This is a genomic window from Paraburkholderia sp. MM5477-R1 (assembly GCF_050436385.1).
Taxonomy (GTDB): Bacteria; Pseudomonadota; Gammaproteobacteria; order Burkholderiales; family Burkholderiaceae; genus Paraburkholderia; species Paraburkholderia tuberum.
On record NZ_JBNDMC010000007.1, the window covers coordinates 1,895,555 to 1,920,816 of the forward strand.

Below are 25,262 nucleotides of genomic sequence, written 5' to 3' on the forward strand. Positions count from 1 at the left end.
TCCACGTTGTGCACCGTACAGCAGTTATCGTACCTGGCGCGCGAGCATGAATCGCCGCGTCGGTCGTGCGCTGTTGCGCCTCGTCGCTTTATCATGGCGCACGCTTTACCGACAGCCCCACCGGCACACCCTCCCCACGGCGTTCCAACCATGACCGATGTTCCCTTCGTCCTCGCCGACGGCATCGTACGGCGCGATGCGCAGCGCGGCCAGACGCTGTTGCAGCCGACCACCTTCGCCCTGCGCGCCGGCGAGCGCGTCGCGATTACCGGACCGTCCGGCTCCGGCAAGAGCGTGTTTCTGCGCGCGCTCGCGCTGCTCGATCCGGTCGATGCGGGTCGCATCCTGTGGCATGGCGCGCCGCTCGAGCGTGCGCGGATTCCGCGCTACCGGCGCGCAATCGCGTATATCCGGCAGCGGCCCGCGCTGATCGACGGCAGCGTCGAAGACAATCTGCGCTATCCGTTTGAGCTGCGGGCATATCGCGACGCGCGCTTCGATCGCACGCGCGCGGCCAGGCTCGCGATGCTGGCCGGCCGCGGCGAGGACTTTCTCGGCAAGCGCGCAAGCGAATTATCGGGTGGCGAAGCGCAGATCGCCGCGCTGATCCGCGTGCTGCAACTCGCGCCCGAAGTGCTGTTGCTCGACGAGCCGACCGCCTCGCTCGATCCGGCGTCGTCGCGCGCGATCGAAGCGCTCGTGCAGGCGTGGTTCGATGCCGCGCCGGGCGCTCACGCATCGATGTGGGTGTCGCACGATGTCGAGCAGGCGGCACGCATGAGCGAACGGCATCTGACGATGCGCGCCGGCGTACTGGCCGAACACACTTGCGTGCGGCGCGATGCGGACCAACGCGCTCCCGCGGACCAGCGTCGGGAGCCCCGCCAATGAGCCTGCAGAATCTGAGTTTATGGGACGTCGCGATCGCGACGCTGCTGATCGTCGTGAATGGCGCGGTGTCGGTCGCGCTGAAGCTCGATCTCGAACGCAAGCTCGCATGGGCGGCGCTGCGCACCGTGGTCCAGTTGCTCGCGATCGGCTATGTGCTCGGCTGGGTGTTCAGTTTCGCTCGCTGGTACGTGGTGCTGCCGCTGATGATCGTGATGACGCTGATCGCCGGTTTCGCCGGCGCGCAGCGCGGCAGCCACACCTATGCCGGACAACGCGCCGACAGCGTGCTGTCGATCTGGGTCAGCTCGTGGCTCGTGGCCGCGGTGGGACTGTTCGTCGTGATCCGCATCCATCCGTGGTACGCGCCGCAATATGCGATTCCGATTCTCGGCATGATCCTCGGCAACACGCTGACCGGTGTATCGCTCGGCATCGAGCGGATGACCGAGGAGCTGACCGCGCGGCGCGACCGCGTCGACATGGCGCTCGCGCTCGGCGCGACACGCTGGGAGGCCGCGCAGGCGCCGGCGCGCCAGGCGGTGCGCGCCGGCATGATGCCGACGTTGAACCAGATGGCGGTGGTCGGCGTCGTCAGTTTGCCGGGCATGATGACCGGTCAGGTGCTGGCCGGGCAGTCGCCATTGCAGGCGGTGCGCTATCAGATCATCATCATGTTTCTGATCGCGGCGGCGTCGGCGCTGGGGACCGTGGGCGCGGTGCTGCTCACGTACCGGCGGCTCTTTTCGGCCGAGCATCAGTTCTTGCCGACGCGGCTCGTCGAGCGTGAGGCACGCAAAGGATGACGCATAGGGATGACGCGCTAGCGCGTGCTACGCTCGCGCACGCGGCCATCATGCCGCACGCTCGAACCTTCACCGCTTCGCGGTGACGGCGATCTCCGTGCCGTCGGTCAGCGTCAGCGTTTTCGTCGTGCCGTTGACCGGCATCGTGAAACGCACGATCTGACTCACGCTCACATCGTTCGGACACTTGAGCGTCTTGCCGCCGCTCGTCACGGTTTTCACGCCATGCGGCGTCTGCGCCTGGAAGCTCAGTTGGACGGCCGCGGTGCCGTCGCTCGACACCACCGGCGAGAAGCGGATCTGCGTCTGGCGGATCATCGCGCCATTCTCGTCGACCGGCAGCGACGCATAGTCCGGGCATGCGTCCGTCGCGGCCACCGGACCGCCGGGCGGCACGGTCTTCCACGTGAAGTCGTCCGATTCGCCCGAGCGGATCGTGCGGGTCTCCTGGGAATTGCCGAACTGTTTCGACGTGACGCGGACGGTGTAGCGGATCGGACCGTCGAGCGGAGCCTTGTTGGTCACCGTGATCGGCGTGGCTGCGCGAGCAGCCGGCACGAGCGCGCAGGCGAGAGAAGCGACAACGGAAACGGCGGAGAGTTTGAAGCTGAAGCTCATACTGTCACCTCGTTGTTGTGCCGCTGCGCGCTCGCGTCGACGCGACTGCCTGTGCACTGTTCACGCACTGCCGAGGGCCGGCCGGTTCATACCGGCTGGCCTCGCCGCAAGACACGCAACCGTTTTGGCATGCTGCGTCGTCAGTCTAACGCCAAGCGCGCTGCCGCGCGTGTCGTGTCGGCCCGGGTGTTAACCCGCTTGCGGCGACGCGCTTTCTGCGCGTCGATTTCATCTCAGAAGCCGGTCAGCACCAGCTTGCCGATCGCGCGTCCTGCTTCGAGCAACCCATGCGCGCGACGCAGATTCTCCGCGCTGATGCGGCCGAGGTCCTGGCCGAGCGTCGTGCGCAACGTGCCGGCATCGACGAGCCGCGCGACCTCGGTCAGCAGCTTGTGCTGCTCGATCATGTCGGTCGTGCCGAACATCGAGCGGGTGAACATGAACTCCCAGTGAAACGCGGCGCTCTTCGCCTTCAGCAATTCGACGGGCACGGCGGCGCTGTTCTCGACGATCGTGCAGATGCCGCCTTGCGGCTTGATCAGTTGCGCGGCGGCCGGGAAATTACGGTCGGTGTCGTTGAAGATCAGCACGTAGTCGACCTGCTCGATGCCGATCTCCTTCATCTGCGCGGGCAGATCGCCGAAGTGATCGACGATGTGATCCGCGCCGAGCTCCCGTGCCCATTTCGCCGATTCGGGCCGCGACGCGGTCGCGATCACCTGCAGCTTGCCGAGCTGCTTCGCGAGCTGGATGCCGATCGAGCCGACCCCGCCCGCGCCGCCGAAAATCAGCACCGTACGGCCGGCGTCGGCGCCCTGAGGGGATACGCCGAGGCGATCGAACAATGCTTCCCACGCAGTGATCGCGGTCAGTGGCAGCGCGGCCGCGTGCGTGAAATCGAGCGACGCCGGCTTGTGTCCGACGATCCGTTCGTCCACCAGATGAAACTCGCTATTGGCCCCGGGCCGGGTAATGCTGCCCGCATAGAACACCGGATCGCCGACCTTGAACAGCGTGACCTCGGGGCCAGCTGCGACGACAGTGCCGGCCGCATCCCAGCCGAGCACGCGCGGCGTCTTTTCGACGGTGTCTTTCGGCGCGCGCACCTTGGTGTCGACCGGGTTCACGGAAATGGCTTCGACCTTGACCAGCAGATCGCGGCCGGTCGCTTCGGGTTTCGGGATCTCGACGTCGACGAGCGCTTCGGCGTGATCGATGGGCAGATAAAGGTAGAGTCCGACGGCTTTCATGGCTGCTCCTTGTGGGTTCGGTTGATGTGCACGCATGACTCGTATCGTAGGATGGTTCTTATTCTGATAAAACAGTCATAATCACTGAAACATTTTTTGGTTTTTCAGAATAATGGACGATTCAAGCCCGGCCGGCCGGTCCGTGCCCAGCGAACGCGAACGGCTCGATCTGCTCGACGTCGCGTTGTTCGCGCGTGCCGCGCTGCTCGCCAACGTGTCGGCGGCCGGGCGCGAGTTCGGTTTGTCGGCGGCGGTCGCGAGCGCGCGGATCGCACAACTCGAAAAGATCCTCGGCGCGCGTTTGTTGCATCGGACCACGCGCCGCATCAGCCTCACCCAGGACGGTGAAGTGTTCATGACGCGCGCCGAGGCGTTGCTCGACGCGGCCGCCGCAGCGCGCGCATCGGTCGGCCACGCGCAGGCCGCACCGCAGGGACGGCTGCGCGTGTCGATGCCGTCGTCGTTCGGGCGTCAGCATGTGTCGCCGGTGATCAGCGAGTTTCTGCGCCGCTATCCGGGGGTCAGCGTCGATCTGCGCCTGACCGATCAGGTGGTCGATCTGGTCGACGCGGGAATCGATGTCGCGATTCGCGTCGGCGTGCTGAAGGATTCGTCGCTGGTCGCGCGGCGGCTCGCGGTCAACCGCCGCGTGCTGTGCGCGGCCCCCGCCTATCTGGCCGCGCGCGGCACGCCGCATCATCCGTCGGATCTCGCGGGGCACGAGTGCATCATCCTGTCGGCGCAGCGCGACTGGCGCTTCGTGACGCCCGCCGGCCCGCTCGACGTGCGCGTGAGCGGCCGCCTCGTCACCGACAACGGCGAGGTGATTCGCGACGCGCTGCTCGCGGGCTTCGGCATCGCGCTGAAATCGACATGGGACGTGGCGCCCTATCTGCGCAGCGGCAAACTCGTCAGCGTGCTCGACAGCTATCCTCTCGCGGACGACGTCGCGATCTGGGCCGTGTACCCAAGCCGCGCGTTCGTGCCGCCGAAGACGCTCGCCTTCATCGACTTCGTCGCCGCGCATTTCGGCGATCCGCCGTACTGGGATCGCGAGCCGGTTGGCCTGGCGGGCGCGTAGACGCGATGCCCGCTACGCCGCGTCAGCGCTTGCCGACCTTTGCGCCGCCCTGCTTGCGATCCGAGTTCACATCGGCATGCGCGTCGTTCTGCGTGCGTTGCTGATACTCGCCGCCGCCGCGGCGGTCGGTATCCTGCTGCCCATGCGCGATGTCGTCATGTGCCTGCTTGCCGACATGGCGCGGCTCGTCCTCGTGCTGCGACTCGGGATGCTGGTCGGCTTCATGCGGCAGCGGCGCCGCGGCTTCCTGCAACGACTTCGGGTCCTTGTTCGCGCGCGGGTCGGCTTGCGGGTCGCCATCGGTCGATTGCGGCAGGGTCTTCATTGCATTGCTCCTTCGCGAAGCGCGTTCGCGCGCCAAGTACGCACGGCGCATTCGCGGGTTGGATTCAGCCACTCGGACGAGCGCTCATCACGCGACGCCCAGACGCTTTTTCATCGCCGCGGTGATGCGCTGACGCGTCTTTGCGTAGCCGGCCCACGGGTCGCTTCCGAGGCCGTCCACGCGCTCGTGGACGTTGCGGATGCCCCATTGATCGCCGCTCGTCGTGCTCTCCAGTTCGTCCCACGCGAGCGGCACCGACACCCCGAGCCCCGGCCGCGCGCGCGCCGAGAATGCGGCCACCGTGCTCGAGCCACGGTTGTTGCGCAGATAGTCGATGAAAATCTTTTTCTTGCGATTCTGCGCGCCCATCTTCGCGCTGAAGAACTGCGGCAGCGTCGTCGCCATGTGCTGCGCGACCGCCTGCGAGAAATCCTTCACTTCGTCCCAGCCGGCCTGCTTCGCGAGCGGCACGACCACGTGCAAGCCCTTGCCGCCGCTCGTCTTGCAGAACGACTTCAGGCCCAGTTCGTCGAGCAGCGAGCGGGTCAGTTGTGCGGCCTCGACCATGCGCTCCCAGCCGAGCGAGGGGTCCGGGTCGAGATCGAACACCATGCGATCGGGCTTTTCGATATTCGACGCGACCGCATTCCACGTATGAAACTCGACGGTGCCCATCTGCGCGGCGCCGACCAGCGCGGCGAGCGTGTCGATCGTGATCAGCGGAGGATGGCCCGGATCGAGTCCCTCGTGCTGCGTGACGTGCGGAATCGACAGCTTCTGGCTGTGCTTCTGGAAGAACAGCTCACCGCCGATATCCTCGGGCGCGCGCACCAGCGCGACGGGCCGCTCGCGCAGATGCGGCAGCATCCATTCGGCGATTGATTCGTAGTACTGCACCAGTTCGAGCTTGCTTGCGCCGCTGCTCTTGTCGATCACGCGATCGGGATGCGAGATGCGCACGCCGGCGATTTCGCTCTGTGCACGCGAGCGTGTTGCCGTGGTTCGGGCGGGCGCGCTTTCCTTGGCGGCGGGCCTGGCGGCACTGGCGGTCTTGCTGGTTGCGCGCTTTTTCGGCGCGCCTGTTTGCGGCGTATCGGCGGTGGCGGTTTCGGTTTGCTGTTGCACGTCGACTCCTTGTCGGGCGGTTTCCCTGACGATCTGGCGCGCCGGCTTGTCGTCGCGCAGGCTGACGAACGACGCCTGGCGCACGATGCCGTCGCCCGTCCATTCGGCGAAGTTGCATTCGGCAACGAGCACCGGCTCGACCCAATGCACGGGCGTGCGGCTGCGCTCGCGCGGTGTGCTCGCGAACGGCATGCGCTTGCTCGCGTGCGCGTCGAGCGCCTGTTTGACCGAGCGCAGCAGCGCGGCGTCGAAGCCGGTGCCGACGCGGCCTGCGTACTGCAGCCGGCCATCGGCGTCGTAGACGCCGAGCAGCAGCGCGCCGAACGCCGAGCGGCTGCCGCCCGGCTCCGAATAGCCGCCGATCACGAACTCCTGGCGGCGCCGGCACTTCAGCTTGATCCACGACGGCGAGCGGCCCGACACATAGCTGCTGTCACGCCGCTTGCCGATGATGCCTTCGAGCGCCATATCGCACGCGCTCTTGAGCAGCTCGTCGGCGCTGAACGCGAAGTCGTTCGAAAAGCGCAGCACGCGATCGTCGACGCCTTCGAGCAGCGCCCGCAAAATCGCGCGGCGCTGTTCGAGCGGCACGTCGCGCAGGTCGTAGCCGTTCAGAAACGGCAGATCGAACAGATAGATCACGATGTCCTGCGGGCGATGCGCATCGAACGCGTTTTGCAGCAACTGGAAGTTCGGCACGTCGCGTTCATCGAGCACGACCGCTTCGCCGTCGAGCCACGCGCTTTGCACATCGAGTGCCGCGAGAGCCTCGATCTGCTTGCTGAACTTTGCGGTCCAATCGTTGCCGTTGCGCGTGAAAACGCTGACGGGACCGCCCTTCGCTTTCGACGCGTGGTCGATGCGCGCGAGCACGCGGTAGCCGTCGAACTTGACTTCGTAGAGCCAGTCATCGCCTGGCGGCGCGCTGTCGACGAGCGTCGCCAGCTCCGGCTTCAGGCTCGCGGGCAAGGCGGCTTTGACCGCGCTTTCGATCGATGGCGATGCGGCGAGTTCGCGTAGCGACTGCGCGCTGCGCGTCGCGACGATGTCGGGGCGTTTGGGATCGGCTGCGCGGCGCGAGGATGCGGATTTTGCCGGCTTGCCCGCGCTCGTGGCCTTGCCGTCGCGCGAGGTTTTCGTCTGCGCTTTCGATTGCTTCGTTTTCCTGCCTTTCGAAGCCCCGTCGGCCAGCACGCTGCCCGGCAGCTTCTTCAGCACGTCGTAGTGGCTTTCGTCGCGCGCTTCCTCGTCGCGCTCCTTGATCAGCAGCCATTGCTCCTTGTCGCCGCTGCCGCGCATGTGGCTCCGTACCAGCGTCCAGCCGCCATGCAGCTTCTCGCCGTGCAAATGAAACTTGAGCTTGCCGGCCGCGTACGACCGCGCGGCTTCGGCCGCGCCGCCCGCCGGCTCCCACGTGCCGCGATCCCACACGATCACGGTTCCCGCGCCGTAGTTGCCGGGCGGAATCTCGCCCTCGAAGGTACCGTATTCGACCGGATGGTCCTCGACGTGCACCGCGAGCCGCTTGACCGACGGGTCGAGGCTCGGCCCCTTCGGAACCGCCCACGACAGCAGCGCGCCGTTCAGTTCGAGCCGGAAGTCGTAGTGCAGACGCCGCGCGTCGTGCTCCTGGATCACGTAGGAGAGCGTATCGGGCGCAGCACGCGTTGCGCGCTTGCCGGTCTTGCTCGCGGCGCGCTTGCGGGTCGTCGCGCCGGCCGGCTCCGGCGTGTCCTCGAAGCGGCGCTTGCGATGATAGTGCTCAAGCCGGTCGTTCATGGCGATGACTCCGGTGCGTTTGGTGCCATAGACGGCTCGGCCGCGCGCTCAGGCCGCCGCGCGCCGTTTGCGGGACGTTGCGGTGGTCTTCGACGTCGCGCGCCCGCTGCCGCCGCTACCGCTGCGACTACGCGCCGTGCTTGCCGCGCGCGGCTTTTTGCGCGCGGGCGCGGCCGCCTCTTCATCGGACTCGGCCTCGCTATCGCTCTGATCCTCGTCCTCGTCGGCCGCGCGCTTGCGGCCCGTGGTGGCCTGCTTGCCCTTGCCGCGGCCAAGACTGCGGCGCAGCAGATCGGACAGGTCGAGAATGTCGGCGGACTTGCGCGACTCGTGCGGCGTTTCGACCTCGACGACCTCCTCGGTCTTGCCCGCCTGGATCTTGCGCTCGACGAGCGCCATGATGTCGTCGCGAAACGTATCGTGATACTGCATCGGGTCCCACGTCTCGCTCATGTCGTCGATCAGCTTTTTCGCCATGTCGAGTTCTTTCGCCGACACGCCGGCCGCCTTCATGCCTTCGGGCGGCACGTTGAATTCGTCGAAATTGCGCACCTCGTCGGCCCACCGCAGTGTATTCAGCGCGAGCATCGGACCGAGCGGAATCAGCGCCGCCAGATGCTGCTTGTTGTGCAGCACGACACTCGCGACGCCGATCTTGCCCGACGCCGTCATCGCCTCGCGCAACAGCGCATAGACTTTTTCACCCTTGCGGTCGGGCGTCAGGAAATACGGCGTATCGAGATAGAGAAACGAGATGTCGGGGGCGTCGACGAACGCGAGGATGTCGACCGTCTGCGTCGACTCGGGGTTCGCCGAGCGGATTTCGTCGTCCGACAGCACGACGTAGTGATCCTTCTCGTACTCGAAGCCGCGCACGATGTTGTCGCGGGTCACGTCCTTGCCGGTCCGCTTGTTGAACTGCTTGTAGCCGATCGGATCGATCGTGCGCTTGTCGAGCAGATTGAAGCCGACCTTCTCCGACTGCGTCGCCGGATAAAGCTGCACCGGTACGTGGACGAGCCCGAAACTGATTGCGCCCTTCCAGATCATGTGTGCCATCGCGCGCCCCCCTGTCCCATGGCCCTGAGATATCAGGCGAAGCAGCAAGCGTGCCCGCGTTTCGGCGCGCTCGACACTGCTGCCACGCGTAAAGCAGGAGCGGGTCGGCTCGGCGGCGTGCTGTCATGGGGTTGTAAGTCTTGCGACGAGGCGGCAAAACCTACGGTTTTCCTCGTGCGCGCGGTCTACGCGGCGCCCGCATCAAGGCTCGAGCAGGACCGGTACCGACGCAAACCCGCGAAACCGCACGCGAGCGCCCCGCGTCGGCTCACCATCGACGCGATACGCCGGGAAGCGCTGCACGAAGCGCCCGATCGCAATCCGCGCCTCCAGCCGCGCCAGCGACAGACCCGCGCACTGATGAATCCCGAACCCGAACGCGAGATGCCGGTTCGGGTCGCGGCGGATATCGAAGCGGTCCGGCTCGGCAAACTGCTCGGGATCGCGATTGGCCGCGCCGATGCACAGCGTGACCGGCGTGCCGTGCGCGAGCGCGACGCCGCCGATCTCGGTATCGACGGTGGCCATGCGATTGCCGAGCTGGTTCGAACTCTCGAAGCGCAAGCACTCCTCGGCCGCGGTGCCGATCAACTCCGGCTCGCGCAGCAGCGCGGCACGCTCGTCAGGCCACTCGCTCAGCGTGACGAGCCCGTTGCCGATCAGGTTGGTGGTCGTTTCGTGCCCGGCGTTCAGGATGAAAATGCAGTTCTGCAGCAGTTCGGCTTCAGATAGCTGCTCGTGCGGCCCCTCCCCCTGGATCAGCCGCGTCAGCACGTCGTGCTGCGGATCGCCCGGCTCGCGGCGGCGCCGTGCGACGAGGCCGCGCAGATAGTCGACGAATTCGCTGACCGCGCGATTGCCGCGCTCGAACTGCGCGTCGGTCAGCGACGGCTCGAGCGCGCCCAGTATCGCGAGCGACCAGTCGCGCAGCGGCGCGCGTTCATCGTGCGGCACGTCGAGCAGATTGCCGATGACCTCGACCGGAATCGTCGACGCGAATTCGCCGATCAGATCGATACGCCCGCGCTGCGCGGCCGCATCGAGCAAGCCGTCGACGAGCCGGATCAGCGCGGGCTCCATCGCCGCGATCGCGCGTGCGGTCAGCGCGCCGGCGATCAGCTTGCGCACCCGCGTATGGCGCGGTGGATCGTTGAACACGAGACTCGTGGTGTGATGCGCGTAGAGGAGAGAGTCGCCGTATTTCGGGCGGAACTCGACGGTCTTGTCGGAGCTGAAGGTCTTGGGGTCGCGGTAGACCGCCTGCACGTCGCGAAAGCGCGTCAGGAACAACGAGCCGTCCGGCATGCGCCGGATTGGCTCATAGCTGCGCAGTGCGTGATAGACCGGATAGGGATCGGCGTAGAACGCCGGGCTCAGATGACGCAGATCGAAGTCGCGGGCAAGGGAGGATGCCTCGCTGGCGGTTGCCGGGGTCATGCGTTGTCTCCGTGGAGCGTCTTGTTGCGCCCGTGTGGGGTGGTGGGTTCGTGTGACCGTATTCGTTCGGCCCGTTCCGTTACGGCGATGCGCCGATCGCCGGCTTCAGCCGACGCGACGACTAGCCGCCTGCGACGGGCCAACGCACAGAACCGATACAATAGCGGGATTTTCCGCGCGCCACGCGCCTCTTTCTTCCCGCGTCACCGGTCGTCCATGAACCTCGTCATTCAAAGCGTCGCCCCCCTTTCCGCCGACCACCACAAAACGCTCGTCGCACTCGCACGCGGCTCGCACGCCGCCGTCATCGACGAGCACGCGATTCGCATCGCCGACGCGAACCTCGCGCAACGCGCCGACGTCGAAGCGTATTGCTATGCGCATCGACTCGACTACGCGTTTGTCGAAACCGGCCGCCAGTTGAGCGACTTCGGCCTCGTCGCGATGGACATGGATTCGACGCTGATCACGATCGAGTGCATCGACGAAATCGCCGATTTCTGCGGGCTCAAAGCCGAAGTCGCGGCGATCACCGAGGCTGCGATGCGCGGTGAGATCAAGGACTTCAACGAGAGCCTGATTCGTCGGGTCGCGCTGCTGAAAGGGCTCGACGCCAGCGCGCTCGAGCGCGTGTACGAGGAGCGGCTGCGGTTGTCGCCGGGCGCCGAACGCATGCTGGCCGGCGCGAAACAGGCGGGCCTGAAAACGCTGCTCGTGTCGGGCGGCTTCACGTTCTTCACCGCGAAGCTGAAGACGCGCCTTGGGCTCGATTTCACGCGCGCGAACATGCTTGAAATCATCGACGGCAAGCTGACCGGCAATGTGATGGGCGAGATCGTCAATGCCGAGGTGAAAGCGCGCACGCTGCGCGAAACCTGCGCGACGCTCGGCATCGAACCGTCGCGCGCAATTGCGATGGGCGACGGCTCGAACGACCTGAAAATGATGGCCGAAGCGGGACTCTCCGTTGCATTCCGGGCGAAGCCGGTGGTGCGGGAAGCAGCCAGCGTGTCGTTCAATTTCGTTGGACTGGACGGTTTGCTGCGGTTGGTTTGAGGCTGGCGCTCGAGGGATCCGTTATCGCTCGCGTTGGCACAACGACCGACGCGCTAGCGAGCCGCGCGAACCGTTGCGTTATCTGTTGAAAATGGCCGGCAGGAACAGCGCGAACATGCCGATGGAAATCAGGATGCTGAAGATCAACACGCCCTTCATGATGCGATCGTGATTTTTGCCTATTTCCAATGACAGGATAAATTGTTTCATAAGCTCCTCCACAAGACAGAACAAGTATAAGAGCTGCACTATCCAATAAAACTAATTGAGGTAAATGTGCAGGGCCGCGGATAGAAGCGCCGCCAGGCAGGTCATGAAAATTGACGTGCCTATCGCCCCACGTGATAGCGCGCCAACCACGGATTCGGTCTGCCGGTGATCGATAACGGCGGCAATCGGCACCGCAAGGTTCAGCAACAGCCAGAAGAAAAGATTCATCCAAGCCCCTCCCCCGAGCGCCGCAACGTTATCCGGCAAGCACACGATCGTAGCGTCGCGCCGCGACATCGAACATTCGGCCGAACGGTCGGGTCTGCCTGATACTCAGGGCAACAAAAAAGCCCGCCGGGAACACATCCCGGCGGGCTTCTCGAACAACGTGTCGAACAGGGCTAACGCGCGTTAAGCCAGCTTGGCCAGGCTCTGCTCGATATCCGCACGCAGGTCCGCCTCGTCTTCCAGACCGATATAGAAGCGCACCAACGTGCCGCGATGCGGCCACTGCGCCGCAGTGCGCATCGACGCGATGTCGTACGGCATCGCGAGGCTATGCGCGCCGCCCCAGCTCCAGCCGAGCGAAAACAGTTCGAGCGACTCGCAAAACGTGTCGATCCGCGCCGCGCTGTACCGTTCGTCGAACACCACCGAGAACAGTCCGCCCGCGCCGCTGAAATCGCGCTTGTACACCTCGTGCCCCGGACAGTCGGCGAGCGCCGGATGCAACACCGCGACGATTTCCGGCCGGCTCTTCAACCACGTCGCGAGCGACAGCGCCACGCGATCGTGCTGCGCGAAACGCAACTGCATGCTCGGCAGGCTGCGCAGGATCAGCGAGCAGTCGTCCGAGGACACGCCGATGCCCATGCGCATGCGCGCCGCCTTCAGCTTCACATGCACGTCGCGCTCGACCGTGATCGTCGCGCCCATCAGCACGTCGCCGCCGCCCGACTGGTATTTGGTCAGCGCCTGCACCGAGATGTCGACGCCGTGGTCGAACGGCCGGAACGCGAGGCCCGCGGACCACGTGTTGTCGATCGCGGTGACGACCTTGCGCGCGCGCGCCGCCGCCGTGATGGCCGGTACGTCGGGCACTTCCATCGTCACCGAGCCGGGCGCCTCGATCCAGATCAGGCGCGTGTTCGGCTGGATCAGACTGGCGATGCCCGCGCCGATCAGCGGATCGTAGTAGCGCGCCGTGATACCGAAATCGCGCGCGAGCCAGTCGCCGTGGTCGCGGTTCGGCGAGTACACGTTATCGGGAATCAGCACGTCGTCGCCGGCCTTCACGAGCCCGAAGTAGACGTTCGAGATCGACGACAGCCCCGACGGCTGCAGCAGCGCATGATTGCCGCCCTCGATCGCGGCGAGGCGCTGAGCGAGCGCGATCTGCGTCGGCGTCGCATGCAGGCCGTAGCGCCATTGCGCGTCGTTTTTCCAGTCCAGCGCGCGCATCGCGGCGAGGTCGGGAAACACCACCGTCGACGCGCGTGTGACGGGCGTCGAGAACGATTCGAAGCCCGGCGTGATCTGGTCCTCGGCACGCACGATGCGAGTCTGCAGGCCGTGTTTGAATTTGGATTCAGTCATGTGAAGCTCGTTGAAAAACATAGTGAAGCGAGCCTGAAGCAACGGCCGCGCTGCGCGATTCCGGATGCCCGGCGCGCGTGCGCATCAGTAGCCCGTTTGCAGGTTGCTGACGCCGCCCACTGGGTGCCCCCCGGCAGCGGATGCCGGCGCGGGAGCCGCCGCTGCGCCGTTGGCCGCGGCCGGTTGCGGTGAGGGGGCGGCAGGCCTCATCGCCGCACCGCCGGCCGAGCCGGCCAACGGCACCGCCTGCCCTGCCGCCAGCGGCTTCAGGTTGAATTCCTGCGGGTTCGAATCGTCGACGTTCATGCGGTCGCCTTCGAGCGAGCCGTCCGCCGCGAACTTGCCGACCCAGTTGCCGGTGATATGCGTGCCGTCGTTCGATTCCTCGACTTCGAGCGTATCGCCGTCGCGATCGCCGGCGATCAGAATCACCTCGCCGCTATCGGTGTACTGATACTCGCCGTGCACGCCAGATGGATCGTCGGTCTTGGGCCCGAGCCGCAGCACGATCGGCCGCGCGCCGAGCGTGCCCACGTAGCGCGGAAACTTCGCGAACTCGGGGCTCGGTTTCAGCGGCAGCTGGATCGGCGGCGGCGCGGCCAGTGCCTTGACCGCATCGCTTTCCGCCCACGCCTGCGACGGCATCCACAGCACCGTGCCCGCACACAACAGCGCGGCGGCGCTCACCACCACGCCGGCGCGCCGGCGCAAGGCGCGCGTTGCCGAACCCTTCGTCACTTTCGCTTCCTGCATCCCGTCGATCCTTGTTGCTGGTTCCTGCTTGCTACCTATGTCGCGCCGGCCTGCCGTGCGCGCTCACAGACGCTCGAAAACCGCCGCGATCCCCTGCCCGCCGCCGATGCACATCGTGACGAGCGCATAGCGCCCGCCGATGCGCTGCAGCTCGTACAGCGCCTTCACGGTGATCAGCGCGCCGGTCGCGCCGATCGGATGGCCGAGCGAAATGCCCGAGCCGTTCGGATTGACCTTGGCCGGATCGAAGCCGAGCTCCTTGCTGACCGCGCAGGCCTGCGCGGCGAATGCCTCGTTGGCCTCGATCACGTCGAGATCGGCGACCGTGAGACCCGCCCGCTCGAGCGCCTTGCGACTCGCCGGCACCGGGCCGATGCCCATATACGCCGGATCGACGCCCGCATGCGCGTACGACACGAGTCGCGCCAACGGCTTCACGCCGCGCCGCTCGGCGACGCCACGCTCCATCAGCACGACGGCCGCGGCCGCGTCGTTGATGCCCGAGGCGTTGCCCGCCGTCACCGTGCCGTTTTCCTTCGCGAACACCGGCTTCAGCTTCGCGAAGTCGTCCGCCGTTGCGTTCAGCCGCGCGTGCTCGTCGGTGTCGAACACGACGTCGCCCTTCTTCGACGCAATCGTGATCGGCAGAATCTGTTCCTTGAAGTAGCCGCTCGTGATCGCGTGGGCCGCGCGACGATGCGACTCGAGCGCGAGCGCGTCCTGCGCGTCGCGCGAGATCTCGTACTTGCGCGCGACGTTCTCGGCGGTCACGCCCATGTGGATCGACTGGAAAGGATCGTTGAGCGCGCCGACCATCATGTCGACGAGACGCGCGTCGCCCATGCGCTGTCCGAAGCGCGCGGCCGGCATCGAGTACGGCGCGCGGCTCATGTTTTCCGCGCCACCGCCGATCGCAATGTCGGCGTCGCCTAGCAGCACGCTCTGCGCGGCCGAAACGATGGCCTGCAAGCCCGAGCCGCACAGCCGGTTCACGGTCAGCGCGGGCGTATGCTGCGCGACCCCGCCGTTGATCGCGGCGACGCGCGCGAGATACATGTCTTTCGGCTCGGTGTGCACGACGTTGCCGAACACGACGTGTCCGACTTCGTCGCCCGACACGCTCGCGCGCTCGAGCACTTCGCGCACCACGCGCGCGCCGAGATCGGTCGGCGCGAAATCCTTCAGGCCGCCGCCGAACGTGCCGATTGCCGTGCGCACACCACTTACCACCACTACGTCCCGTTGCATCGCCTGTCCCTCCTGTTGTCTCTCCAGTCTGCCTGGATGATTGCACCAGCGCGGGCCATGCTGCGCCGCGCGCGGCTTACGTAAAACCTAGTGTAGTGCGTCGTAAATAATGCAACTTAATCGCGATTTGCGAGTCTCCTTCTAGGTGATGAGGGAGAACCCATGAGAATCGCGGCAAAAGTTGAGCTGAGCGAAGGCCAGCGCAAACAATTGGAAACGTGGGCGGCTGGGCGGAGGGTTCCGGTACGACTGGCCGAGCGTGCCAAGATGATATTGCTCGCGGCACTGGGCCACACAGACAAAGAGATCGGTGTGCAGTTGGGTATCTGGCGAGGCACGGTGGCGCGCTGGCGAGCGCGCTTCATCGCGGACGGTGTGGCGGGGATCGAGCGGGACGAGACGCGACCCGGGCGCAAGCCGAAGATCTCTGCGCGCAAGGTCAAGGCCATCGTGGCGATGACCACGCAGCAGCGTCCCGATAACGCGACGCATTGGAGTACGCGCAGCATGGCGGCAGTGGCCGGCGTCAGCGAGGCGAGCGTGAGGCGCATCTGGCAGGCGCATGGACTCAAGCCGCATCGGATAGAAACCTTCAAAGTCTCGAACGACAAGCACTTTGCCGAGAAGCTGGAGGACATCGTCGGCCTTTATCTCGATCCACCTGAGCACGCACTGGTGTTCAGTTGTGACGAGAAGTCCCAGATCCAGGCTCTGGACCGGACCCAGCCTGGCTTGCCGATGAAGCGAGGTCGAGGTCAGACGATGACGCACGATTACAAGCGCAATGGTGTGACGACGTTGTTCGCCGCGATGAACACGCTCGATGGCAGCATCATTGGTCAGTGCCAGACGAAGCATCGTCATCAAGAATGGCTGGGCTTCCTGCGCAAGATCGATCGCAGCACCCCCAAGGGTAGGGAACTACATTTGATTGCCGACAACTACGCCACTCATAAGCATCCCGAGGTGAAGGCGTGGCTGGCCAAGCACCCACGATTTCACATGCATTTCACGCCCACCAGCGCTTCCTGGCTCAATATGGTCGAACGCTTCTTTCGTGATCTGTCCGAGAACCAGCTACGGCGGTCAGCCTTTCGCTCGGTACCCGAGTTGGTCAGCACGATCGAGCAGTACATTGAAAAGCACAATGGTGATCCAAAACCCTTCATCTGGACCGCTAAAGCTTCCGACATTCTGGCGAAAGTAACGCGTGCCCGCACCAAGCTGAATAAGATGCAATCCGTTTGACGCAGACCACTAGTTCGCCAGCCGCCGCTCGACGGTCTCGCGCGACGGAATCGGCGCGACCGCGCCATAACCTTGCGTGGACAGCGCGGCGGCAACGTTCGCGTAGCGCGCGGCGGCAAATGGATCGTCGCCCGCGACGATGCGCGCGATGAAGGCGCCGCCGAAGCAGTCGCCGGCGCCGGTCGCATCGACCGCGTCGACGACATGGCCCGGCACGACGCGCCGCTCGTTCGGCGTCGCGATATACGAGCCGTCCTTGCCGAGCTTCAGCGCGACCACGCCCGGCCCATGCGACAGCAGAAAATCGACGATCTCGTCACGGCCGGTCAGCCCCGTCAGTTCGGTCACATCGTCCCAGCTCGGCAGGCAGATGTCAGTCTGGCGGATCGCCTCGAGCATCACCGCGCGCGCCCGCGCCAGCGGCCACAGCTTAAGACGCAGATTAGTGTCGAAGCTCACGCGCGCGCCGTTCGCGCGCGCATGCGCGATCGCTTCGAGCGCGGCGTCGCAGGCGCTGACGCTGATCGCGAGACTGATGCCGGACAGATGGACGACCTTCGCCGCCGCGAGCGCGTCGCGCGGCAGATCGGCGGGTGCATAGCGGCTCGCCGCCGAGCCCGCGCGCAGATAGTCGAACGCGTGGCCGTTGGGGCCGTGAGACACGAAATAGACGCCGGTCGACGCCTGCGCATCGATGCGCACGAACGACGTGTCGACCTGCTCGCGCTCCCACAGATCGACCAGCAGGCGTCCGAAATGATCGGCGCCGACCGCCGACACGAAACCGGTCCTCGCACCCTGGCGCGCGGCCGCGATGCAGAAGTTCGACGTATCGCCGCCGAAGCCTTGCAGGTAGTTCGGTTGATCCTTCGCCGACTGGTTGAATTCGATCATCGCCTCGCCGAGCGCGAGGATGTCCGGTGTGTGAGCTTCAGGCTGTGCGGCCGCGCTGTGCGTCATCGCTTAGACCTCGCCCCACAAATCGTGGCCGTCCGCGCCGGTGATCTTCACCGATACGAAATCGCCGACCTTGTAGCGCTTCGACGCCTTGGCGGACGGCGCGATATAGACGACGCCGTCGATCTCCGGCGCATCCGCCGCGGTGCGGCCGATGCCGCCGTCCGCGTTGATTTCGTCGACGAGCACCTTCAGCGTCTTGCCGACCTTCCTCGCGATGCGCTTGGCCGACACCTGCTCGGCCACTTCCATGAAGCGCGCGCGACGTTCCTCACGCACTTCATCGGGCAGCGCGCCGTCGAGTTCATTCGCGCTCGCGCCTTCGACCGGCGAATACGCGAAACAGCCGACGCGATCGAGCTCCGCCTCGCGGATGAAATCGAGCAGCGTCTCGAACTGCTCTTCGGTCTCGCCCGGAAAGCCGGCGATGAACGTGCTGCGGATCGTCAGATCGGGGCAGATCTCGCGCCAGGCCTTGACGCGCTCCATCACCTTCCCGGCGTTGGCCGGGCGCTTCATGCGCTTCAGCACTTCCGGATGCGCGTGCTGGAACGGCACGTCGAGATACGGCAGCACGTGGCCCTTGTACGGACCCTCGGCCATCATCGGAATCACTTCGTCGACGCTCGGATACGGATACACGTAATGCAGGCGCACCCACGCACCATATTGCGCGGCGAGTTCGCCGAGCGCAGCGACCAGATCCGTCATGCGCGTCTTGATCGGCTTGCCGTTCCAGAAACCGGTGCGGTATTTGACGTCGACGCCATATGCGCTCGTGTCCTGCGAGATCACGAGCAGTTCCTTCACGCCGGACTTGAACAGGTTCTCCGCTTCGAGCATCACTTCCGCGACCGGGCGCGATACCAGATCGCCGCGCATCGACGGGATGATGCAGAACGTGCAGCGGTGATTGCAGCCTTCGGAAATCTTCAGGTACGCGTAGTGGCGCGGCGTGAGCTTGACGCCCGCGGCAGGCACCAGATCGACGAACGGATCGTGCGGCTTCGGCAGATGGCTGTGCACCGCCTGCATCACCTCGCCGAGCGCGTGCGGGCCGGTCACGGCGAGCACCTTCGGATGCACTTCCTCGATCAGCCCCGAGCCGCTCGCGCTCTTCTTCGCGCCGAGGCAACCGGTGACGATCACCTTGCCGTTTTCGTTGAGCGCTTCGCCGATTGCGTCGAGGCTTTCCTGCACGGCTTCGTCGATGAAGCCGCAGGTGTTGACGACCACGAGGTCCGCGCCGTCATAGGTGCCGGAGATTTCGTAGCCTTCGGCGCGCAACTGGGTGATGATCTGCTCGGAATCGACGAGGGCCTTGGGGCAGCCGAGAGAGACGAAACCGACTTTCGGCGTGGCGCCCGGCACGGCCGGAGCGTTCGAGGGGGTGGAAGACATGGGGAACCGCTTGAAGACGTTAAACCCTGAATTGTAGCGGTTCGCCACCGCCACCGCTCGTAAGTCTTTGAATTCTAGTCTTCAAACGGGGATGGGTTCGGCAGGATCGGGTTGATTCAGCTCGCTATTTTCGTCGCTGGAAACGTGCTGACGCGTCGGCGCCGACGCGTCTCCGGCCGCCAGCGCCTGACCGATTACCGTAAGAATTTCGTCAGAGTCCTGCACTCGCCGGATCGCCGCATGCAGTTCGGCGGCTTGCGGCCAGGTCCGCTGCAGGTAGCTGAGCCACTTCTTGACGCGGCCGTGCTCATGGGTCAGCGTGCCATGCGCCCGCAGCTTGTTCATGTAGCCGACGATCGAACCCAGCACCTGCTGCCATTCGTCGGCAGATGGACACGGGTCGAGGAGCCCGCGGATTCGCTGCGCGAGGAACGGATCCGACACGGCGCCGCGCCCGATCATCACGTCCGCGCAGCCGCTGACCGAGCGGCAACGCTGCCAGTCCGCCACCGTCCAGACTTCGCCGTTCGCGATGACGGGCACGTCGACGGCGTCGTCGATGCGCGCGATCCACTCCCAGTGCGCAGGCGGCCGATAGCGGTCGTCGCGCGTGCGCGCATGCACGACGAGCGAGGCCGCGCCGCCGTCCGCGAGCGCCTGCGCGCATTCGATCGCCCGCGACGTGTCGGACACGCCGAGGCGCATTTTTGCCGTCACCGCGATATCGGCAGGCACCGCGGCGCGCACGGCCGAGACGATCTGGTTCAGCAATTTCGGGTTCGCGAGCAGCATCGCGCCCCCGCCGTGCTGATTGACGACTTTGGCGGGACAGCCGAAGTTCAGGTCGATACCGTAGGGCGACAGCATGGCCGCGTACGCGGCATTGCGTGCCATCCACTCGGGATCGCTGCCGAGCAGCTGGATCACCATCGGCGTGCCGCTGGCGGTCACGCTCGCGTGCAGGATTTCGGGCGCCTCGCGCTCGTAGACGCGGGTTGGCAGCAGCGAGCCTGTGATGCGGATGAACTCGGACACGCAGCCGTCGAAAGCGCCCGCGCTCGTCAGCACGTCGCGCAGCACATAGTCAGCGAGCCCTTCCATTGGGGCGAGAAACAGCCGGCTCATGAGCGGTGTGGGTGAACGGCGGGTCAGAGCAGAATGATCCGCGCGGCCTTCGCAACGGAAGACGCTGACGCGATCAGGGAGACGGTCTGAAACATAGGACGGGTCCAGCGGAAGAAACGGTAACGGCGCAAGCAGCGGTGTGCCGGCAGTGGACGCAACGGACATCGAGCCGCGGCCGGAATCCGGTTCCGACGAAAAAGCGTCCCCACGCGCGGGCCGCCATTGTAGCGCGTCGGCGGCTGCACTCCCGCGAGCTCGCCGCCATTCACTCCTTCACTTCTTCTCCGTCTCCGGATTGGCCTGCGGTGTGGCCGGCGCATTGCTCGCATTGCTCGCAGTGACCGCGCCGCCCGGCGTAAACGGGAACGTGGCGAACATGGTCTTCGCCTGATTCTGCATCTGCTCCTGCATCTGCACGAACATGTTCTTCGATTGCTCGATGTAGCTGGTCATCATGCCCTGCATCATCGGCGCCTGCATGTTCATGAACTGCGACCAGACTTCGGGGTTCATCGCCTTGCCTTCATAGAGATTCTTCGACTGGTCGGCAAGCTTCGCCTGAATGTCGATGAAGGCCTGGATGTTCTTTTCCAGATACGTGCCCATCATGCCTTGCATCGCATGACCGTAGAACCGGATGATCTGCGACAGCATCGACGACGAGAACATCGGCAGGCCGCCGCTCTCTTCTTCGAGAATGATCTGCAGCAGGATCGAGCGCGTCAGGTCCTCGTTGCTTTTGGCATCGATCACCTTGAAATCTTCCTGATCGAGCACGAGTTGCTTCACATCAGTCAGCGTGATGTAGGTACTCGTCTCGGTGTCGTAGAGCCGACGATTCGGATATTTCTTGATCAGTCGTTCGGCCGTTTTCTTTGTAGTAGTAGTCATGTAACGCCTTTAAGCTCGAGTTAAGCAAACGCGGAAACGGCGTCCGGGCTGTGCAACGGGATCCATTGCGCAGCCGGGACGCCGGCGAAACCATCTGAGCCGAAGCGCGCCACCTTCCGGTCCGGCGCGCCGATGGCTCAGCCCATATGCAAGCCGCCGTTCAGCGAAAAATCGGCGCCCGTGGCGAAGCCCGATTCTTCCGACGCAAGCCACGCGACGATCGAGCCGATTTCGCCCGGCTGACCGAGGCGGCGCACCGGAATCGTCGCGACGATTTTTTCCAGCACGTCGGGGCGGATCGCCTTGACCATGTCGGTGCCGATGTAGCCCGGCGACACGGTGTTGACCGTCACGCCCTTGGTCGCCACTTCCTGCGCGAGCGACATCGTAAAGCCATGAATGCCGGCCTTCGCGGTCGAATAATTGGTCTGGCCGAACTGGCCCTTCTGGCCGTTCACCGACGAAATGTTGATCACCCGGCCAAAGCCCCGCTCGACCATGCCGTCGATTACCTGCTTGGTGACGTTGAACAGGCTGGTCAGATTGGTGTCGATCACCGCCGTCCAGTCTTCGTGCGTCATCTTGCGGAACACGACGTCGCGCGTGATGCCGGCATTGTTGACCAGCACGTCGATCTCGCCGACTTCGGCCTTGACCTTGTCGAATGCGTCCTTGGTCGATTGCCAGTCACCGACGTTACCCTCGGAGGCGACGAAGTCGTAGCCGAGTACCTTCTGTTCGTCGAGCCACTTCGCACGGCGCGGCGAATTCGGGCCGCAGCCGGCGATCACCCTGAAGCCTTCCTTGTGCAGACGCTGGCAGATGCTGGTGCCGATGCCGCCCATGCCGCCCGTTACGTACGCAATTCGCTGTGTCATAAACCACACTCCGTTATCGTTGTCGAGGCGCCTGCCGGCGGCCTCGTGCCTCACCTGATGCTGGTTCGCGTTGCCGCCGGGCGACCGTCTGGCAACGCGCACTGCACACGAGTCACCTGTTGCAGCGCGCCGCACCGCCAGTTGGCGTGCCGCGCGGCCAGATGCCTGTGCTGGCGAAGACCGCGCGCGACCGGTCGCGAGTGCGCGCGGCGTACCCAGCGTACTTTAAACGCGCTCGACCGCGAGCGCGACACCCATGCCGCCGCCGATACACAGCGACGCCAGACCCTTCTTCGCATCGCGCTTCTGCATTTCGTGCAGCAGCGTGACGAGAATCCGGCAACCGGACGCGCCGATCGGGTGGCCGATCGCGATCGCGCCGCCGTTCACGTTGATCTTCGACGTGTCCCAGCCCATCTGCTTGTGCACGGCGAGCGCCTGCGCGGCAAACGCTTCGTTGATTTCCATCAGGTCGAGATCGGCCGGCGTCCAGCCCGCGCGCTCGAGGCAACGGCGCGAAGCCGGTACCGGGCCCATACCCATCACCTTCGGATCGACACCCGCGTTCGCGTATGCCTTGATGCGCGCGAGCGGCGTGAGGCCGAGCGCTTCCGCTTTTTTCAGCGACATCACGAGCACCGCGGCTGCGCCGTCGTTCAGACCCGATGCGTTGGCCGCCGTGACCGTGCCTTCCTTCGAGAACGCCGGCTTCAGGCTCGCGAGTGATTCGGCCGTCACGCCATGACGCACGAATTCGTCGGTGGTGAAGCGCAGCGGCTCGCCCTTGCGTTGCGGAATCTCGACCGGCACGATTTCGTCGTTGAAGCGCCCCGCCTTCTGCGCGGCTTCCGCCTTGTTCTGCGACAGCGCCGCGAACGCGTCCTGCTGTTCGCGCGTGATGCCGTGCTCCTTCGCGACGTTCTCGGCCGTCACGCCCATGTGGTACTGGTTGTAGACGTCCCACAGGCCGTCGACGATCATCGAGTCGATCAGCTTCGCGTCGCCCATGCGGAAACCGTCGCGCGAACCCGGCAGCACGTGCGGCGCGGCGCTCATGTTTTCCTGGCCGCCTGCCACGACGATGTCCGCGTCACCGGCGATGATCGCGTTGGCCGCGAGCATCACGGCCTTCAGACCCGAGCCGCAGACCTTGTTGATCGTCATGCCCGGCACGGCCGCCGGCAAACCCGCCTTGATCAGCGCCTGACGCGCGGGGTTCTGACCGGAGCCCGCCGTCAGCACCTGGCCCAGAATAACTTCGCTCACCTGTTCCGGCTTCACGCCGGCCCGTTCGAGCACGGCGCGCACCGCGAGCGCGCCGAGTTCAGGTGCGGCAATCTTCGCCAGCGACCCACCAAACTTGCCCACTGCAGTACGAGCGGCCGATACGATCACAACATCAGTCATTTCCATATCCTCCGGGCATCCCGGCCAACTGCGCCACAGCCCGTTACGTTAAAAATTGCGTTGCAACTTGCGTTGCTCTCACGCCTTCATCAACCAGACGCTCATTCACCTGCCAAACACCTATGCACCGGCCGACTGCGCACTATGCCGACGTCGACAGCAATGCCGTCCGCGCGCGTCGAGCCTGTGCGTGAACCTACTCCCGTTGCCGCACGTAGCGGCCCGGCGCCGGCTCGATGACCGGGAATTCGTCGGAGCCCAAATTGGCGCGCGGCTTCACTTTCTTGCCGCCGTACTGATCGAGCCAGTCGGTCCATTCCGGCCACCAGCTGCCGGGCACTTCGGTCGCCGCGTCGAACCATTCGTCCGCGCTTTCGGGCAGCGTGTTCGCGTCGGTATCGAGCTTCCAGAAGCTGCGCTTTTTCTTCGCGGGCGGATTGATCACGCCGGCGATATGGCCCGACGCGCCGAGCACGAACTTTAGCGGCCCGGTGAGCAGCGGCGCCGACGCATACGCGGTTTGCCACGGCACGATATGGTCTTCGCGCGAACCGTAGATGAAGGTCGGCACGTCAATCTTCGACAGATCGATCGGCTCGCCGCAGGTGGTCAGCGCACCGGGCTCGCGCAGCTTGTTCTCGAGATACGTGTTGCGCAGATACCAGACGTACATCGGCCCAGGCAGACTGGTCGAGTCGCTGTTCCAGTACAGCAGGTCGAACGGTACCGGCGTGCGGCCCTTCAGGTAACTGTCGACGACGTAGTTCCACACGAGGTCGTTCGGGCGCAGGAACGAGAACGTGTTCGCGAACTCGACGCCGCGCATCAGTCCCGGCGGCGCGCCGTTCTTGCCGCCGATGCTCTGCTCGCGCATCTGCACGTGCGCCTCGTCGACGAACACGTCGAGCACGCCCGTGTCGGAGAAGTCGAGCATCGCGGTGAGCAGCGTCATCGACGCGGCCGGATGTTCGCCGCGCGCCGCAGCCACCGCGAGCGCGGTGGCGAGCATCGTGCCGCCGACGCAAAAGCCGAGCGTATTGATCTGCTCGCGGCCGCTGATCTTGCGCACGGTGTCGATCGAGGTGAGCACACCCTCGCCGATGTAGTCGTCCCACGTCTTGTGCGCGATGGACTGATCCGCGTTGCGCCACGAAATCAGGAACACCTGATGGCCCGAATCAAGCCCGTGCGCGACGAGCGAGTTTTCGGGCTGCAGGTCGAGAATGTAGTACTTGTTGATGCACGGCGGCACGATCAGGAGCGGCCGCTCGCGCACGGTCGCCGTGCGCGGCTTGTACTGGATCAGCTGCAGCAGATCGTTCTCGAACACGACCGAGCCTTCGGTGTTCGCGAGGTTCTCGCCGACCGCGAAACGCGATTCGTCGGTTTGGGAAATCTTGCCGCGCTGCATGTCGGTGAGCAGGTTCATCACGCCCTGGCGCAAGCTCTCGCCTTTGCTGTCGAGCAGCGTTTTCTGCGCTTCGGGATTCAGCGCGAAGAAGTTGCTCGGCGAGGCCGCCGCGGTCCACTGCTGGACCGCGAAGCGAATGCGCTCGCGGGTTTTCGGCTGGGTGTCGAGCGCGTCGACCATCTGCTGCAGATAGCGCGCGTTCAGCAGATACCACGCGGCGGTGAACGCGTAGGCGGGCGCCGCGCTCCAGGCGTCCGCGCTAAAGCGCCGGTCCTTGAGCTCGGGCGCCTTGATCGCCGACGTGGTGGCCTGCTGGATCAGCTCCATCGCCTCGCGCGAATAGTCGGTCTGCAGCTTCTGCAAACGCTCGGGCGGAATCGCGGCGGTGGGAATGCTCAGCCCCGGCAACGACGGCAACGCACCGGCGGCCAGCTTGCTGAAGTCGGGCATGCCGGGAAACGCCGGTATTTGCGGGAAGCCCGCCGTTATCTGCGCGAGGTCCGGCATCTGCGGCATTGAGGGCATCTGAAATGCCATGCCATTGGGCTGCGCGCCGAACGAACGCCAGGCGTTCATCCAGGCGTCGAGAAATTGCTGCATGCCTGCGGCTGACGATGCACCGCTCGTACCGGCCTGCTGCGTCTGCTCCTTCGAGGAGTCGGTGCTGGGGGAAGCTGAGGAATGAGATGCTGCCATACCTGCTTTTGACCGGT

At 65.2% G+C, this 25,262-nt stretch carries 23 protein-coding genes; 5 read left to right on the plus strand and 18 right to left on the minus strand.

Going from position 1 to position 25,262, the window contains the following annotated elements:
- Nucleotides 1-150: 150 nt before the first annotated feature.
- Together OKW35_RS37530 and OKW35_RS37535 are read left to right on the plus strand one after the other, a co-directional pair.
- Entirely contained in the window at nucleotides 151-891 is a 741-nt protein-coding gene (locus OKW35_RS37530) for an ABC transporter ATP-binding protein (RefSeq protein WP_429554700.1), read from the plus strand.
- Nucleotides 888-1,694, plus strand: coding sequence for an ABC transporter permease (locus tag OKW35_RS37535; protein WP_429554701.1), 807 nt, complete (start codon nucleotides 888-890; stop codon nucleotides 1,692-1,694). The genes OKW35_RS37530 and OKW35_RS37535 overlap by 4 nt, the downstream gene beginning before the upstream one ends.
- Before the next feature lie 69 nt (nucleotides 1,695-1,763).
- On the opposite strand, the gene OKW35_RS37540 is transcribed toward OKW35_RS37535, so the two are convergent.
- The gene (locus OKW35_RS37540) at nucleotides 1,764-2,312 is read right to left on the minus strand and encodes a DUF6013 family protein (RefSeq protein ID WP_184064982.1); all 549 of its coding nucleotides are present in this window, start codon (nucleotides 2,310-2,312) and stop codon (nucleotides 1,764-1,766) included.
- Nucleotides 2,313-2,545: 233 nt separating this feature from the next.
- The gene (locus OKW35_RS37545; protein WP_429554702.1) at nucleotides 2,546-3,562 is read right to left on the minus strand and encodes a zinc-binding alcohol dehydrogenase family protein; all 1,017 of its coding nucleotides are present in this window, start codon (nucleotides 3,560-3,562) and stop codon (nucleotides 2,546-2,548) included.
- Nucleotides 3,563-3,674: 112 nt separating this feature from the next.
- On the opposite strand from OKW35_RS37545, the gene OKW35_RS37550 reads away from it, so the two are divergent.
- On the plus strand, nucleotides 3,675-4,643 hold the full coding sequence (locus OKW35_RS37550) for a LysR substrate-binding domain-containing protein (protein ID WP_429554703.1): 969 nt from the start codon (nucleotides 3,675-3,677) through the stop codon (nucleotides 4,641-4,643).
- A 22-nt stretch (nucleotides 4,644-4,665) separates the two neighbouring features.
- Here the strand turns inward: OKW35_RS37550 and OKW35_RS37555 are convergent, their stop codons facing one another.
- The 4 genes from OKW35_RS37555 to OKW35_RS37570 all read right to left on the minus strand — a co-directional run bounded on the left by OKW35_RS37555 (nucleotide 4,666) and on the right by OKW35_RS37570 (nucleotide 10,368).
- Nucleotides 4,666-4,968: a hypothetical protein gene (locus OKW35_RS37555; RefSeq protein WP_429554704.1), complete on the minus strand. Its 303-nt coding sequence runs from the start codon at nucleotides 4,966-4,968 to the stop codon at nucleotides 4,666-4,668.
- A gap of 87 nt (nucleotides 4,969-5,055) precedes the next feature.
- The gene (ligD, locus tag OKW35_RS37560) at nucleotides 5,056-7,872 is read right to left on the minus strand and encodes a DNA ligase D (RefSeq protein WP_429554705.1); all 2,817 of its coding nucleotides are present in this window, start codon (nucleotides 7,870-7,872) and stop codon (nucleotides 5,056-5,058) included.
- Nucleotides 7,873-7,920: 48 nt separating this feature from the next.
- On the minus strand, nucleotides 7,921-8,931 hold the full coding sequence (locus OKW35_RS37565) for a Ku protein (protein ID WP_187610138.1): 1,011 nt from the start codon (nucleotides 8,929-8,931) through the stop codon (nucleotides 7,921-7,923).
- A 201-nt stretch (nucleotides 8,932-9,132) separates the two neighbouring features.
- A complete protein-coding gene (locus tag OKW35_RS37570; RefSeq protein ID WP_429554706.1) occupies nucleotides 9,133-10,368 on the minus strand; it encodes a cytochrome P450 in 1,236 nt (411 codons plus the stop codon).
- A 216-nt stretch (nucleotides 10,369-10,584) separates the two neighbouring features.
- Here OKW35_RS37570 and serB point away from each other — a divergent pair, with 216 nt between their 5' ends.
- Nucleotides 10,585-11,424 (plus strand): phosphoserine phosphatase SerB, encoded by an 840-nt coding sequence (gene serB / locus OKW35_RS37575; protein WP_429554707.1) that lies wholly within the window; start codon nucleotides 10,585-10,587, stop codon nucleotides 11,422-11,424.
- Nucleotides 11,425-11,502: 78 nt separating this feature from the next.
- Here the strand turns inward: serB and OKW35_RS37580 are convergent, their stop codons facing one another.
- The 5 genes from OKW35_RS37580 to bktB form a co-directional block, all read right to left on the minus strand.
- The gene (locus OKW35_RS37580) at nucleotides 11,503-11,634 is read right to left on the minus strand and encodes a hypothetical protein (protein ID WP_260321381.1); all 132 of its coding nucleotides are present in this window, start codon (nucleotides 11,632-11,634) and stop codon (nucleotides 11,503-11,505) included.
- A gap of 51 nt (nucleotides 11,635-11,685) precedes the next feature.
- Nucleotides 11,686-11,862: a hypothetical protein gene (locus tag OKW35_RS37585; protein WP_184065081.1), complete on the minus strand. Its 177-nt coding sequence runs from the start codon at nucleotides 11,860-11,862 to the stop codon at nucleotides 11,686-11,688.
- A gap of 183 nt (nucleotides 11,863-12,045) precedes the next feature.
- Nucleotides 12,046-13,230, minus strand: coding sequence for a cystathionine beta-lyase (locus OKW35_RS37590; RefSeq protein WP_429554708.1), 1,185 nt, complete (start codon nucleotides 13,228-13,230; stop codon nucleotides 12,046-12,048).
- 84 nt (nucleotides 13,231-13,314) lie between these two features.
- Nucleotides 13,315-13,983, minus strand: a complete 669-nt coding sequence (locus OKW35_RS37595; RefSeq protein WP_429554709.1) for a hypothetical protein — start codon at nucleotides 13,981-13,983, stop codon at nucleotides 13,315-13,317.
- Between the two features lie 63 nt (nucleotides 13,984-14,046).
- Entirely contained in the window at nucleotides 14,047-15,231 is a 1,185-nt protein-coding gene (bktB, locus tag OKW35_RS37600) for a beta-ketothiolase BktB (RefSeq protein ID WP_184043862.1), read from the minus strand.
- 162 nt (nucleotides 15,232-15,393) lie between these two features.
- On the opposite strand from bktB, the gene OKW35_RS37605 reads away from it, so the two are divergent.
- Entirely contained in the window at nucleotides 15,394-16,479 is a 1,086-nt protein-coding gene (locus OKW35_RS37605; protein ID WP_429550962.1) for an IS630 family transposase, read from the plus strand.
- Nucleotides 16,480-16,488: 9 nt separating this feature from the next.
- Here OKW35_RS37605 and OKW35_RS37610 read toward each other — a convergent pair whose 3' ends face one another.
- The 7 genes from OKW35_RS37610 to phaC all read right to left on the minus strand — a co-directional run bounded on the left by OKW35_RS37610 (nucleotide 16,489) and on the right by phaC (nucleotide 25,149).
- A complete protein-coding gene (locus tag OKW35_RS37610; protein ID WP_090804664.1) occupies nucleotides 16,489-17,439 on the minus strand; it encodes a sugar kinase in 951 nt (316 codons plus the stop codon).
- A gap of 3 nt (nucleotides 17,440-17,442) precedes the next feature.
- The gene (gene rimO, locus OKW35_RS37615; RefSeq protein ID WP_184043864.1) at nucleotides 17,443-18,837 is read right to left on the minus strand and encodes a 30S ribosomal protein S12 methylthiotransferase RimO; all 1,395 of its coding nucleotides are present in this window, start codon (nucleotides 18,835-18,837) and stop codon (nucleotides 17,443-17,445) included.
- A gap of 81 nt (nucleotides 18,838-18,918) precedes the next feature.
- Nucleotides 18,919-19,962: a tRNA dihydrouridine synthase gene (locus OKW35_RS37620; RefSeq protein WP_429554710.1), complete on the minus strand. Its 1,044-nt coding sequence runs from the start codon at nucleotides 19,960-19,962 to the stop codon at nucleotides 18,919-18,921.
- 273 nt (nucleotides 19,963-20,235) lie between these two features.
- On the minus strand, nucleotides 20,236-20,853 hold the full coding sequence (gene phaR, locus OKW35_RS37625) for a polyhydroxyalkanoate synthesis repressor PhaR (RefSeq protein WP_187618773.1): 618 nt from the start codon (nucleotides 20,851-20,853) through the stop codon (nucleotides 20,236-20,238).
- Between the two features lie 137 nt (nucleotides 20,854-20,990).
- Nucleotides 20,991-21,731 carry a 3-ketoacyl-ACP reductase gene (locus OKW35_RS37630; RefSeq protein WP_184003457.1) on the minus strand — a complete coding sequence of 247 codons (741 nt, stop codon included), beginning with the start codon at nucleotides 21,729-21,731 and terminating at the stop codon, nucleotides 20,991-20,993.
- A 225-nt stretch (nucleotides 21,732-21,956) separates the two neighbouring features.
- Nucleotides 21,957-23,138 (minus strand): acetyl-CoA C-acetyltransferase, encoded by a 1,182-nt coding sequence (locus OKW35_RS37635; protein WP_184043870.1) that lies wholly within the window; start codon nucleotides 23,136-23,138, stop codon nucleotides 21,957-21,959.
- Between the two features lie 196 nt (nucleotides 23,139-23,334).
- On the minus strand, nucleotides 23,335-25,149 hold the full coding sequence (gene phaC / locus OKW35_RS37640) for a class I poly(R)-hydroxyalkanoic acid synthase (RefSeq protein ID WP_184065078.1): 1,815 nt from the start codon (nucleotides 25,147-25,149) through the stop codon (nucleotides 23,335-23,337).
- Nucleotides 25,150-25,262: the final 113 nt, after the last annotated feature.

Bases quoted from the DNA above. Each gene is read 5' to 3' on its own strand.
- OKW35_RS37605 (WP_429550962.1), top strand. From the start codon at position 15,394: ATGAGAATCGCGGCAAAAGTTGAGCTGAGCGAAGGCCAGCGCAAACAA.
- OKW35_RS37550 (WP_429554703.1), top strand. From the start codon at position 3,675: ATGGACGATTCAAGCCCGGCCGGCCGGTCCGTGCCCAGCGAACGCGAA.
- OKW35_RS37540 (WP_184064982.1), bottom strand. From the start codon at position 2,312: ATGAGCTTCAGCTTCAAACTCTCCGCCGTTTCCGTTGTCGCTTCTCTC.
- OKW35_RS37580 (WP_260321381.1), bottom strand. From the start codon at position 11,634: ATGAAACAATTTATCCTGTCATTGGAAATAGGCAAAAATCACGATCGC.
- OKW35_RS37545 (WP_429554702.1), bottom strand. From the start codon at position 3,562: ATGAAAGCCGTCGGACTCTACCTTTATCTGCCCATCGATCACGCCGAA.
- phaC (WP_184065078.1), bottom strand. From the start codon at position 25,149: ATGCAGCAATTTCTCGACGCCTGGATGAACGCCTGGCGTTCGTTCGGC.
- OKW35_RS37530 (WP_429554700.1), top strand. From the start codon at position 151: ATGACCGATGTTCCCTTCGTCCTCGCCGACGGCATCGTACGGCGCGAT.
- phaR (WP_187618773.1), bottom strand. From the start codon at position 20,853: ATGACTACTACTACAAAGAAAACGGCCGAACGACTGATCAAGAAATAT.
- OKW35_RS37635 (WP_184043870.1), bottom strand. From the start codon at position 23,138: ATGACTGATGTTGTGATCGTATCGGCCGCTCGTACTGCAGTGGGCAAG.
- OKW35_RS37595 (WP_429554709.1), bottom strand. From the start codon at position 13,983: ATGCAGGAAGCGAAAGTGACGAAGGGTTCGGCAACGCGCGCCTTGCGC.
- serB (WP_429554707.1), top strand. From the start codon at position 10,585: ATGAACCTCGTCATTCAAAGCGTCGCCCCCCTTTCCGCCGACCACCAC.
- OKW35_RS37535 (WP_429554701.1), top strand. From the start codon at position 888: ATGAGCCTGCAGAATCTGAGTTTATGGGACGTCGCGATCGCGACGCTG.
- OKW35_RS37565 (WP_187610138.1), bottom strand. From the start codon at position 8,931: ATGGCACACATGATCTGGAAGGGCGCAATCAGTTTCGGGCTCGTCCAC.
- OKW35_RS37610 (WP_090804664.1), bottom strand. From the start codon at position 17,439: ATGACGCACAGCGCGGCCGCACAGCCTGAAGCTCACACACCGGACATC.
- OKW35_RS37585 (WP_184065081.1), bottom strand. From the start codon at position 11,862: ATGAATCTTTTCTTCTGGCTGTTGCTGAACCTTGCGGTGCCGATTGCC.
- rimO (WP_184043864.1), bottom strand. From the start codon at position 18,837: ATGTCTTCCACCCCCTCGAACGCTCCGGCCGTGCCGGGCGCCACGCCG.
- ligD (WP_429554705.1), bottom strand. From the start codon at position 7,872: ATGAACGACCGGCTTGAGCACTATCATCGCAAGCGCCGCTTCGAGGAC.
- OKW35_RS37630 (WP_184003457.1), bottom strand. From the start codon at position 21,731: ATGACACAGCGAATTGCGTACGTAACGGGCGGCATGGGCGGCATCGGC.
- bktB (WP_184043862.1), bottom strand. From the start codon at position 15,231: ATGCAACGGGACGTAGTGGTGGTAAGTGGTGTGCGCACGGCAATCGGC.
- OKW35_RS37590 (WP_429554708.1), bottom strand. From the start codon at position 13,230: ATGACTGAATCCAAATTCAAACACGGCCTGCAGACTCGCATCGTGCGT.
- OKW35_RS37570 (WP_429554706.1), bottom strand. From the start codon at position 10,368: ATGACCCCGGCAACCGCCAGCGAGGCATCCTCCCTTGCCCGCGACTTC.
- OKW35_RS37555 (WP_429554704.1), bottom strand. From the start codon at position 4,968: ATGAAGACCCTGCCGCAATCGACCGATGGCGACCCGCAAGCCGACCCG.
- OKW35_RS37620 (WP_429554710.1), bottom strand. From the start codon at position 19,962: ATGAGCCGGCTGTTTCTCGCCCCAATGGAAGGGCTCGCTGACTATGTG.